At 44.6% G+C, this 12,159-nt stretch carries 11 protein-coding genes; 7 read left to right on the top strand and 4 right to left on the bottom strand.

Going from position 1 to position 12,159, the window contains the following annotated elements; translation table 11 throughout:
• The 7 genes from ACH2DQ_RS07185 to ACH2DQ_RS07215 form a co-directional block, all read left to right on the top strand.
• Nucleotides 1-64: DUF6783 domain-containing protein (locus tag ACH2DQ_RS07185; protein ID WP_395026159.1), on the top strand; the 64-nt coding region annotated here is incomplete at its 5' end.
• 162 nt (nucleotides 65-226) lie between these two features.
• A complete protein-coding gene (locus ACH2DQ_RS07190; RefSeq protein ID WP_394915997.1) occupies nucleotides 227-1,162 on the top strand; it encodes a TIGR01212 family radical SAM protein in 936 nt (311 codons plus the stop codon).
• A 13-nt stretch (nucleotides 1,163-1,175) separates the two neighbouring features.
• The gene (locus ACH2DQ_RS07195; protein ID WP_394915996.1) at nucleotides 1,176-1,688 is read left to right on the top strand and encodes a DUF4364 family protein; all 513 of its coding nucleotides are present in this window, start codon (nucleotides 1,176-1,178) and stop codon (nucleotides 1,686-1,688) included.
• A 13-nt stretch (nucleotides 1,689-1,701) separates the two neighbouring features.
• Nucleotides 1,702-2,409 carry a response regulator transcription factor gene (locus tag ACH2DQ_RS07200; RefSeq protein WP_394915995.1) on the top strand — a complete coding sequence of 236 codons (708 nt, stop codon included), beginning with the start codon at nucleotides 1,702-1,704 and terminating at the stop codon, nucleotides 2,407-2,409.
• A complete protein-coding gene (locus tag ACH2DQ_RS07205) occupies nucleotides 2,402-3,328 on the top strand; it encodes a sensor histidine kinase (protein ID WP_394915994.1) in 927 nt (308 codons plus the stop codon). The genes ACH2DQ_RS07200 and ACH2DQ_RS07205 overlap by 8 nt, the downstream gene beginning before the upstream one ends.
• A gap of 196 nt (nucleotides 3,329-3,524) precedes the next feature.
• Nucleotides 3,525-4,193: an ABC transporter ATP-binding protein gene (locus ACH2DQ_RS07210; RefSeq protein ID WP_394915993.1), complete on the top strand. Its 669-nt coding sequence runs from the start codon at nucleotides 3,525-3,527 to the stop codon at nucleotides 4,191-4,193.
• A gap of 4 nt (nucleotides 4,194-4,197) precedes the next feature.
• Complete coding sequence (locus ACH2DQ_RS07215; RefSeq protein WP_394915992.1) at nucleotides 4,198-6,792, top strand: ABC transporter permease; 2,595 nt, start codon at nucleotides 4,198-4,200, stop codon at nucleotides 6,790-6,792.
• Nucleotides 6,793-6,807: 15 nt separating this feature from the next.
• On the opposite strand, the gene ACH2DQ_RS07220 is transcribed toward ACH2DQ_RS07215, so the two are convergent.
• The 4 genes from ACH2DQ_RS07220 to ACH2DQ_RS07235 all read right to left on the bottom strand — a co-directional run bounded on the left by ACH2DQ_RS07220 (nucleotide 6,808) and on the right by ACH2DQ_RS07235 (nucleotide 11,856).
• Nucleotides 6,808-9,291 carry an FtsX-like permease family protein gene (locus ACH2DQ_RS07220; protein WP_394915991.1) on the bottom strand — a complete coding sequence of 828 codons (2,484 nt, stop codon included), beginning with the start codon at nucleotides 9,289-9,291 and terminating at the stop codon, nucleotides 6,808-6,810.
• Nucleotides 9,288-9,962 (bottom strand): ABC transporter ATP-binding protein, encoded by a 675-nt coding sequence (locus ACH2DQ_RS07225; protein ID WP_394915990.1) that lies wholly within the window; start codon nucleotides 9,960-9,962, stop codon nucleotides 9,288-9,290. Before ACH2DQ_RS07225 ends, ACH2DQ_RS07220 begins: the two co-directional genes overlap by 4 nt.
• Nucleotides 9,963-10,024: 62 nt before the next feature.
• Nucleotides 10,025-11,194: an ATP-binding protein gene (locus ACH2DQ_RS07230; RefSeq protein WP_394915989.1), complete on the bottom strand. Its 1,170-nt coding sequence runs from the start codon at nucleotides 11,192-11,194 to the stop codon at nucleotides 10,025-10,027.
• Nucleotides 11,182-11,856: a response regulator transcription factor gene (locus ACH2DQ_RS07235; RefSeq protein ID WP_394915988.1), complete on the bottom strand. Its 675-nt coding sequence runs from the start codon at nucleotides 11,854-11,856 to the stop codon at nucleotides 11,182-11,184. The genes ACH2DQ_RS07230 and ACH2DQ_RS07235 overlap by 13 nt, the downstream gene beginning before the upstream one ends.
• Between the last annotated feature and the right edge of the window lie 303 nt (nucleotides 11,857-12,159).

Raw genomic sequence — 12,159 nt, forward strand, 5'->3', positions numbered from 1 at the left:
TCCCACAAAGTGTGACGCACAGCTGCCAGAAAGCAATTTTAAAACACGCTCTAGATTGTCCTAATTCCGGGGTGTAGCTGCTGTATGCATCCAAAGGTTATGAACTGACTACGCTCCAAACATGAACATTGGGAATTGAGGAAACTCTTATTTTCCTTGAAATCCCCACCACGCAATGTTATGATAGGGAATAGAAGAATTTTAACACGTTAAAGGATTATAAATCATGGAAAAATGGGGTGAAAAACCGTATCGTTCCCTTGATTTTCATTTGAGGGAACAGTTCGGTGAAAAAATATATAAACTCTCTTTAAACGGAGGAATGACTTGTCCAAACCGGGATGGAACGCTTGGCAGCGGCGGTTGTATTTTCTGCAGTGCCGGTGGTTCCGGAGATTTCGCAGCTGACCGCACGCTTTCCATCCGGGAACAGATTGAATCGCAGAAAAAGGCTTTGCAGGATAAAAAACCTGCCAAACGTTATATTGCTTATTTCCAGGCTTATACCAATACTTATGCACCGGTTAGTTACCTGGAACGGATTTTTACGGAAGCAATCACACATCCTGATATTGCCGCACTCTCCATTGGCACACGACCGGACTGCCTGGGAGCCGATGTTATGGAACTTCTGGGACGCCTGAATCAAATAAAGCCGGTCTGGGTAGAATTAGGATTACAGACTGTTCATGCAGATACTGCCAGGCTGATCCGCAGAGGCTATGAATTATCCTGTTTTGATACAGCCGTTACAAAGCTTCGCCAGTTACATATTGATGTAATCGTGCATACGATTCTGGGTCTTCCCGGTGAGGGAAACGAACAGGTAATGGAGACGATTTCTTATTTAAATAAAGCCGAAATTCAGGGCATTAAACTGCACCTGCTTCACATACTAAAAGGAACTGAGCTTGCCGGACTTTATGAATCAGGCGGATGTCCGGTCATGTCAATGGAAGAATATGTCGATCTTATCATCCGGTGTCTGGAGCACCTTTCCCCGAAGATCACGATTCACCGACTCACCGGGGACGGTCCCAAGGATCTGCTTCTGGCTCCCCTTTGGAGCAGTAAAAAACGAACGGTACTCAACACCATCCATCAGGAATTAAAATCGAGAAACACCTGGCAGGGGCGCCTGTATCTGCCGGAGTCTATATAAGAAGGAGTTATCTATGTCAGAACCGTTAACGCTTTACAAATTAATTATTCTGGATATGTTAAAAAAAGTTAATTTCCCCCTGTCCAACAGCCAGATCTCTGAATTTATACTGGACAAGGAATATACGACTTATTTTACGCTTCAGCAGGCTATCTCCGAACTGGTTGATTCCGGACTGGTTCATGTGGAAACCATCCGCAATACTTCCCAGTACCATCTGACCGATACCGGAAGGGAAACCCTGGAATATTTTGAATACAAGATCTCAAAACCTATTCAGGATGATATTGATGATTATTTAAAGAAGCATAAAATGGAATTGCGCAATGAAGTATCGATTGTAGCGGATTATTATAAAAATACAAATAATGAATATGAAGCCCATTGCCAGGTCAAAGAACGCCACTCTGATCTGATCGATATTACCGTGACCGTACCGCTGAAAGAACAGGCAATTGCCATCTGTGACAACTGGCCGAAAAAATGCCAGAGTGTATACGAATTTATTATGAAAGAATTGATGTAAACAGGAGCGGGATATGTATTCTATTTTAATTGTGGAAGATGACAAATCACTGAGTAATGGAATCGCACTGGCACTGCGTGATCCTGAACTCACTTTTTACCAGGCCTTTGATATTCAGAGTGCCTCCGAACTATATAAAACCCATAACATCGCCCTTGTCATTCTGGATCTGAATCTGCCGGATGGCAGCGGGCTTGATTTCTTACGGTCTATTCGAAAAATTTCCGAAACCCCTGTTCTGATTTTAACTGCAAATGATCTTGAACTGGACATTGTTACCGGTCTGGAAACAGGTGCGGACGATTATATTACAAAGCCTTTCAGCCTGATGGTGCTTCGTGCCAGAGTAAACACTCAGATCCGCAGGCTCAGTGCAAAGGAGTCCCGGGATACCCTCAAACGTACTGCCTGTTTTTCCGAAGGCATTCTTTTCTTTGATTTTGAAAATATGGTGTTTAAGAAAAACCAGGAACGTATGGATCTGAGTAAAACGGAACAGCGTCTGCTGCGCATTCTTACAGAAAATAAAGGCATTACTCTGTCCCGGGGACAACTTGTAGATAAGGTTTGGACTGATGATGCTCAGTATGTGGATGAAAATGCACTCTCCGTCACAATTAAGCGCCTTCGCGACAAACTGGAGGATAACCCGGCTTCTCCCAGGTACATAAAGACCGTTTATGGGATAGGCTATACCTGGCAGGAGGGATGTAATGAATAATCTAATAATCATTTGTATAATTACCGCCGCTTCTTCTATAGCATTATCTGTCTGCCTTGTCATAATTAACAGAATCCAGACCAGACGCCTGTTAGATCAGGTGTCTGATATGGTGGATGAAGCTGCAGGCGGGAAATTAGTGGAAAAGGTATATGATGAGTCTGTTATGTCAGCACTCAGTGTCAAAATGCATGCCTTTCTTACCCAGACCCTTACTTCTTCCGGCAATCTGCAAAAAGAAAAAGAGAACATCAATATCCTGATTTCCGATATCTCCCATCAGACCAAAACACCGATTTCCAATATCCTTTTGTATGCCCAGCTGCTTCAGGAACTGGATCTGAATGATGACGCCCGGGAATATTCCGCTCAGATTAACTATCAGGTTGAAAAGCTGCGTTTTCTCATTAATGCCCTTATTCGAACCTCCCGGCTGGAAAATGGAATTATTACAGTAACGCCCGCCAGGAACCCAGTCAATATGCTTTTTTCACAGGCATTGCTTTCAGCCGACCAGTCCCTTACCGCAAAACACCTGCATCTTCAGGTCACCTTGGAAAATGAAACAGATACTGCATTATTTGATATGAAGTGGACTTTGGAAGCACTCAATAATTTAGTGAATAATGCCATAAAGTATACGAAAGAAGGCGATACGATCGTCCTTGGCGGAATGCCTTATGAATTATTCTACCGCATTGACGTAACTGATCATGGTATGGGAATCAAAGAGGAGGAGCGCAATAAGATTTTTACCAGATTCTACCGCTCCCCTTCCGTCTCTGATGAGGAAGGCATAGGACTTGGACTGTATCTTTCCAGGGAGATTATTACAGCTCAGGGGGGGTATATGAAAGTAAAATCCCAGCCGGAGTGTGGCTCGGTATTTTCCATTTTTCTTCCCCGTGGGAATTCTTGAGGAACAGCCAGGAAGAAATAGCATTTTGTTGCGGAAAGACGCTTTATTGATTGAGAAACGAAATCTTTCCATTCCGTTATATTTCAGAAAGAACGTGGAAATAACTTCATGATATAGTCTGTATATAAGAACTTTATATGCAGGCTATTTTTAAATACAAAATATGCTCTGCTCCCAATCAGAAAGGAGATTGAAAATGAATATATTAGAAACTACCCAGTTAAAAAAATTTTATGGCACCGGTGAAACAGCCGTGAAGGCATTAGACGGTGTTGACCTTACCATTGAAAATGCCTCTTTTACCGCGATTGTAGGTACTTCCGGCAGTGGAAAATCTACACTTCTTCATATGCTTGGAGGTCTTGACCGCCCAACCAGCGGGAAAGTCCTGGTGGATGGAAAAGACATATTTGCACTAAAAGAAGAAGAACTCACCATATTCCGCAGGAGGAAAATCGGTTTTGTATTTCAAAATTATAATCTGGTTCCGGTACTGACTGTGCTTGAAAATATTTTACTGCCCATTGAATTAGACGGCAAAAAACCGGACAGTGAATATATTGATAAAATTATTTCCCTGCTGGGACTGAAATCCAAACTGGATAATCTGCCTAACAATCTGTCCGGCGGACAGCAGCAGCGTGTTGCAATTGCACGTGCACTGGCATCCAAGCCGGCAATTATCCTTGCGGATGAACCTACCGGGAATCTGGACAGTAAAACCAGCTCAGATGTGTTGGGACTTTTAAAAATTACCAGCAGCCGTTTTAACCAGACGATTGTTATGATCACTCACAATGAAGAAATTGCTCAGATGGCAGACAGTATCATACACATTGAAGACGGGAAGATCGTAAGGGGGTAGCGAAATGTTAAAAGTTAAAAATAAAAAGGCAATTCAGCGAATCGCCTGGAAAAGCTTTCAATCAAATAAATCCAGGAATTTCATAGCAATGTTTGCCATCATGCTGACCACGATGCTCTTTTGCGCTCTGTTCACTATTGGTATCACCATGAATGCTTCCACCGAAATGCAAAGCCTGCGGCTTACCGGCGGAAAGGCCCATGCCAGTTTTAAAGTCCTGACAGAAGATCAGTTAAACCGCTTAAAGACACATCCGCTGATCAAAGAAGCTGCCATAACCAGAATTCTATCCGGGCTGAGTACCGATGCCTATAAAAAGTACCCCTACCAGGCAGAGCTTCGTTACGGAAATGATGCAGCTGCAGAAGTATTTTTCAGCAAACCGGAAGTTGGACATATGCCGGAGTCAGAAAATGAACTGGCTACCGATACTGCACTGCTGGATTTCCTGGGCATAGAACATAAGCTGGGTGAAGAAGTGACCCTTACTTTTCCTATGGGCGATACCGAAGTAACCCATACCTTTACCCTTTGCGGATTCTGGGAAAAAGATACATCCATTATGCATACCCAGGTCTGGCTTTCACAAGAATATGTTAACAAAACCCTCAAAGAGTACCCAGATGCATCTTCCCATAATTTATCAGCAGGCACCTGGAATCTGAGCATAATGTTTGCGGACAGCAAAAATATTGAAAAGGATCTGGAAACCGTCGCAAAAGACAATGGATTTACGCTGGATGACCCCAAAGCCTCCAATTATCTGGAGACAGGAATAAGCACGGCATACACATCTGTCCGTCTCTCTAACAGTGATGTGATTCTCAATCTGTCCATTTTGGCGCTTGCTGCATTTATCATCCTTTTGACGGGGTATTTGATTATTTACAATATCTTTCAGATTTCCATTACAACCGATATCCGTTTCTACGGGCTGCTGAAAACAATCGGCTCCACCCAGAAACAGATCCGGCGTATTGTACGGATGCAGGCATTTTATCTCTCCTGTGTGGGTATCCCACTTGGGCTGCTCCTGGGCTTTATCGTTGGTACCGGACTGTCCGGGCTGATTATGAATATGCTAAACACCAGTACCTACATCAGCCCCAATCCACTGATCTTCATTGGCTCTGCCCTGTTTTCAATATTAACAATCATGATTGCCTGCCGTAAGCCCAGCCGGATGGCTGCAGCCGTAACCCCGGTGGAAGCCACCAAATATACAGAAGGGAATAAAAAATCAAAAACCAGGCGCAAATCCAAATCCGGAGCTAAAATGCTGCGCATGTCAATCGCAAATCTGAACCGAAACCGGAAAAAAACGGTTCTGGTGGTATTATCCCTGACACTGAGCCTACTCCTTTTAAATGCAACTTATACTTTTTCCAGAGGGTTTAATAAGGATCGTTTTTTAAAACAGTTTATCCTTTCCGACTTTGTACTGGGCAATGCTGATTATTTTAAAATGAGGTTTAATCCCTATAATTCCCAGTCCGCCCTGAGTCAGACTGCAAAAGATGCTCTTCTTGGACAGGATGGAATCGAAAGCTATGGGGAAGTAGGAATGAACAGTAAATATGCAACGTCCAGGATGACCGCCGCCGATTTTGAGAAAACTGCAGGCTATCCCTATACCCCGGAATTCAGCCCCGAACCTGAAGAAATCCCTCCGGATGAAGAAATAGATTCCAGTCTGCGGATTTATGGGGTGGATGATTTTACAGCCGGCTACCTAAAAGTTATAGAAGGAACGATTGACCGAAGCCAGTGGAAAGATCCCCATTCTATCATTCAGGTCATTCTTAAAGATGATTACGGCAATTATAATATCGACGATAAAATCTACCAGGTGGGCGATACCATGACTATCGATTATTATGAGGATTTCCCCTGGGATGATGATGGGAATATGATTCCCGCAGACAGCCGCAAGGTAACTTACACCGTAGCTGCCAGCGTACTGATTCCCGAGCCTTTGACCAGCCTGACTTTTGGAACCCCCATGTTTGTCCTGTATCAGGATATTTTAAAACAGGATACGGCATATACGCCCATGATCTGTATGGCAAATGCGGATGAAGCACACACAGATAGTATCGAAACATTCTTAAAAAGTTACACGGAGCAGGCTGAGCCTGACATGTCATTCAAATCAATGAATAGCTATTCGGACAGCTATACGCTGATCCAAACCGCCATCATTACGGTGGGCGGCGGACTCAGCGCAATTATAGCCCTCGTTGGTATCCTGAATTTTATCAATGCCGAATTAACCAGTATTATGTCCAGAAAGCGGGAGCTTGCCATGATGCAGAGCATCGGCATGACAGGCAGACAGCTTAAGCAGATGCTTATTTTAGAAGGTATCTTCTATGGGGTTCTGGCAGTCATAACGGCATCCGTACTGAATATTTTCACCAGCCGGTTCCTATTAAGTCCCATTGAACAGATTTACTGGTTCTTCGAATACCGCTTTACTATGCTGCCAATCTTGATTGTGTTTCCAATTTTCCTGGTATTTGGCATTCTGGTTCCCCTGCTATCTTACAAAAAAGCAGCCAGACAGACCATTGTGGAAAGATTGCGGGAGAACGAGTAGTAAAAGTTCTCATGCTTACTCCACGCTTTCAATAGACTCAACGATACTCATCTTAGCAATTTTACTAAGGGGAATGCAGGCAGCAGCCAGACAGGCAATTATGGAAACTGCTGCTGCCTGCAGAATCGCCATAACCGGTACTGCAGTGAGCTGTAAGATATCCGTAGTGGCTGCATTTACAAAAATGGTGCAGATATACCCCAGCACCGCACCAATCACAGATGCTATGACCGCATAATAACCTCCTTCCCACAAAAAGGTCTGATAAAGGGAGCGTCTGCTCATGCCAATGGCACGCTGTACGCCGATTTCCGTAATCCTGGTGTGGATGCTGGTGTATGTGGTATTAATGATATTTAAAAGTCCAATGAACCCGATAAAGAAAATCAATCCCCACGCCAGCCATTTTACCTGGGCATAACTCTCTTCCAGCTGCCGGTCTGTTTTCCGGTAAGAGACAGAATAACTTCCTGGATTCTCATTACAAAGTTTTTCTATAATCTGGTCTGTATCTGTTTCCCATGCTGTCTTATGAAACTTAGGATAGATCTCGGAATAGCTGCTATTTCCGGTGAGTTTATCATAGATCTTATCAAATACAATAATCTGGACCCCATTAGTAAATCCTTCCCCAGACATGGTGATCTGCTCACAGTTTCCTGCCACCTGAAGGGGGTGGTCCCCAATCTGAATCTGATCCCCGGAATTCAGGGCAGTTCCTTCATAAGTCTTTCCTTCCATAGCAACTGCAATTGGGTTTTTAACCAGGCAGGACTTGCCGTCCTTGAAATCCTGCATCTGCTGATCCGTAATCTGCGGAACCAGGCTCTTGAGCCACGCTTCATCAATACCGATGATCTGCAGTGTCTCATAAGCTTGTTTTAACGGAAAGTTTAGAGCAATATCCAGCGTTCCATCTTCTTCTTGCTCATAAAGACTATACTTTAAAGTGGAGACCGATTCTAATTCCGGTCTTTTTTTCAACTCTTCTATTACCTCGGGAGCAAATCCGGTGTTCTCATTGCGGACTGCATAATCTCCCCGGTGCATATCCTGGACATCTCTGGATGTATCCAAAAGTGTGGAGAAACTGGTGAGGGCTACAAATACCGTAATACTCATCACCAGTGAAAGTATGGTAATGGCTGATCGTCCCGGGCTTCTTTTCAGATTCAGTCTGGCAAAAAAAGCCTCAAAGCTTCGGATCTTACGTTTTCTTCTGTTCTTTCTCTTTACTTTCAAACTGCTTCCCGCCATTGCTGAAGTGGGTGCAACGTTGGCTGCATACCTGGCTGCCGGCATTGCTGCGATACAGGCAAATGCCAGCGTAATGATCACACTGACCAACAGCGGCAGTATTTTGCCTGAGCTGTTCTGCCCGATGAGACCGGATAACTCCTCCTGGTTCTGTGCCATAAAAATACCAGGGGAAAAGAGGCTGGTGGCAGCCTTTGTTATACCTCCTGCCGATAAAATACCGGCAGCTGCACCGATTGGGATTCCGATTCCGCACAGCAGTATCAGCTGTCTTGCTACCAGATTGTAGAGTTGTCCCGGAACTGCACCAATTGCCCGCAATATACCATATTCCCGAATCTTTTTATTAATGGATATTTTCAGTATATTATAGATTACAAGACCTGCTGCCAATAGTACAAGCGCTCCAACCATTACTCCGGATGCAGCCATGAAAGAAAATCCAGCCGTTTCCTGAGAATTATCAGCTGTTTCCCGGTAAGAGATATTCAGGGCGTCCAGATAGACCCAGTTATATTGAATCATTTTTTCATCCATCTGATACTTATCTGCCAATTCATCCAGGACTTTCTGGAAATCCTGCCTGGATGCGGTGATAAAATCAACCGAATACAGCTGATATTTCTCTGGTAAAAGGTTCTTTGCAGCACCCGCCCCCACTGCACCTGTAGTGGTTCCGCTGACGTAGCCGGTGTAATTTGGCTTTAAGATCCCGCACAGGGTAAATTCAGCTTGATATTCATAAGGGGTACCCGAGTCCTGCAGCAGGGAAATCCGCAGATCCAGGGTGATCTTTTCCCCTAATTTCCCCTCCGCTCCCAGAAGTTTCAATACATCGGATGGAAGTGCTATTTCATCGGACTGTTGAGGCAGCTTTCCTGATTCCAGATTGAATGCTGCCGCATAAGCGCCTATGTCTTTCTGGTCATACTCCCGGATCTGAAGATCTAACCCGCTGTTTTTAATCCGGCTTACCCCCAGGGCAATATTGGCACCTGCAAAGGACAGTGACTCCTCTCCCAGCATTCCGATTTTGTCTTTTTCAGACAGGTTATGAAACGAAGCATAGCGTTTTCCATTTAACATACTTGCCTGCTGTTCCCGCAATGCCTGCAATATGCCGATGGACTGCCCCACAACCGTGGTCATCATCGTTGACAGAATCACTGCAATCAAAATCAGTGCCGAGGTAACTTTTTGTGCTTTTATTTCTTTCCATGAAAATGAATGATAGGATCTCATATGGTTTCCACCTCCGTAAGCACCCCGTCAACTATGTTACACTGACGCTCTGCCATTTTTGCAATTCGGATATCATGGGTTATGATAATTAAAGTTTTTCCCATCTCCCTCCAAATGTCTGCAAGAAGCTCCATTACTTCCCCTCCGCTCTTGCTGTCCAGATTCCCGGTAGGCTCATCTGCAAGAATGATATCCGGTTTGGCAATCAGCGCCCTGGCTATGGCTACTCTCTGCTGCTGTCCTCCTGACAGCTCTCCCGGTAAATGGGTCAGCCTCTCACCAATGCCCAAGAGTTTTGTCAATTCTTCCAGATAAATCTGATCCAGATGTTTTTTGTCCAATAGCATCGGCATTTCGATATTTTCCCTGGCGGTCAGTACCGGAAGCAGATTAAACTGCTGGAATATGAATCCGATCTTCCTTCTGCGAAATGCAGATAATTCCTTATCCCCAGCCTGATAAATATCCTGTCCGTTATAGGATACGCTTCCTTCACTTGGTTTATCCAGTCCCCCAAGCATATGCAGCAAGGTGCTTTTTCCGCTTCCGGAAGGTCCCATAATGGATATGAAATCCCCCTCCCGGATCTTTAAATTAACTTTGTTTAAGGCTGTAACCTGATTCTCTCTGCCTCCATATATTTTCGATAATCCTTTTACTTCTATTAACATAAAAACACTCTCCTTTGCTTTTCTTTGTAAGGAGAGTGTATCAGGCAAATCTCAAAATTTGCTCAAGGTTTCCATGCAATTTTAAATTTAGTCTCTGCCAGTGCACCTGTCGGTTCGTGATCATTGTTCCCAGAAAGGTTATGCAGGGTAAGCCCTCCTCCGTGTTTTTCACATAAAAGCCTGCTGATATAGAGACCCATGCCAAAATGTTCTTCGCTGTTTTCTTCCCCACGCAAAAATGGCTTTCCCACTTTTTCCATTACTTTTTGCGGAAAACCCCTTCCGTCATCCTGAATCGTAATAAATAGATAACCGCCTTCTTTCCAGGCTTTCACCAGGATATCTTCTCTGGCATAGCGCTTTGCATTGGAAACCAGATTTTCCACCACTTCCTGAATCAGGGAGGTATCCAGCCATAGAGCCTGATTCCGCTCCCCTTCCCTGTTCAGATACCGAAATCCAATATGGGGAACCAGCATTTTAAGTACCTTTTCCAGCGTCTCCATAAAACGTCCCAGATCTGTTTGCATGGGCTTACAGACTACCTCTTCCAATCTCTGGGCTTTACTCATGGCCTCCACATATATTTCGATGCGTTCACTGTATTCTTCCAGTAATCCCACCGTAGACCCCAGATGTTCCAGATCCATATTCTTTTGCTCGATTCCCCGGCGCATTAGCTTGGCACATCCTTTTAGTACCGTTACCGGATTTCTCAGGTCGTGGGAAAAAGCAGCATTCAAACGCCTGCGTTCTTCCATCTGCATCCACATCTCCCTGTTATTTTTCTGCAACTGTATGCGCATGGATTCAAAAGCAGCACACAGCTGCCCCAGCTCATCTCCGGATGTCTGCTGCACCTGAAAATCCAGGTCATTATGCATAATCCGCCCGGCACCTTCCTGCAGCCTGTTAATGGGCACCTTTAGCTTTACCCGGTAAAACGTAACATCTGCAAGAACCAGTGCAGCAATGACAAAAAATACCGGCAGGAACATCTGAAGAAAATCCCATATCTGAAAAGCGGACTGTTCTTCCACATGGTACTCCCCGGATACTTTTACATCAACTGTTCCATCATTCATCTGAGCTACAATGCTGCTCCCTTCCTGCCTGCGCATAGCGATACAGCCTGCGAAAGCAATTCCGCCGAGAAGCAGCGCAATGCACAGATAAAATAAGGTAAGGCAGAAGAAAGCTTTTTTTAAACCCATCTGTTTTATCCGTTCCATTTATAGCCCATCCCCCAAACTGTATCAATATAATTATGAAGGGAATAGACGCCCAGTTTGGAACGGATCTTTCTGACATGCTCCATAATAGTATCGCTATTGCCTTCTCCTTCCACGCCCCAGACCAGCTCATAGATACGCTCCCGGTCAAACACCTGCCCGGAATTCATGGAAAGAAGCTCCACAATATCAAATTCTTTTTTTGACAGGGAAACCTCATTCTGGTTTACCGTCACCTCCCGTTTGGAATAGTCAATTACTAAGTCCGTGAAAAAACGAACCGTTGACTGTTCCTGCCTCCTCTGCTCCCTGCGTAAATGGGCTGCAACTCTTGCGCCCAGTTCATCCAGATCAAAGGGCTTTAAAATGTAGTCATCCGCACCAGCCCGAAAGCCCATAATCTTATCCCGGCTCTCGACCCTCGCCGTTAAAAATAAAATCGGACAGGTAATATGTTCCCGGATGCGCTGGCACACGGTCAGTCCATCCAGCCCCGGCATGTTGATATCCAGCAGTATGATATCAGGCTGGCTGGATATCTTCTTAAGCGCTTCTTCCCCGTCATAGGCGGTATATACCAGATATCCGCCTGGTTCAAAGTAATTCTTCATCATGGTTACGATCCCTTTTTCGTCATCCACGATCAAAATTTTATGATTCATGATAATCCTCCTTTATATTAGTACTACAGCGAACGTTTTATATTGCTCTATTAAATTCATTATATTGGGGTTTTGCTGAGTAAATACGCTTTGTATACAGAGGTTGTGTACGGAAAGAGAAGGGGGCGGACCAGGACATTGGTTTGGAATGCTTAACGCAGAACTGGCATTTTCTAACCTTCCCGGAGCACTTTTTGGCGGCACGCGGGTATTCGCTCCGAAATCCTGATGCATTTCGCAGCTCAGTACCCGCTTACAATCCGATGGGAGCCAGTCGAATTGTATCCGCCAAAAAGCACTCCG

The sequence above is a fragment of the Robinsoniella sp. genome, assembly GCF_034124845.1.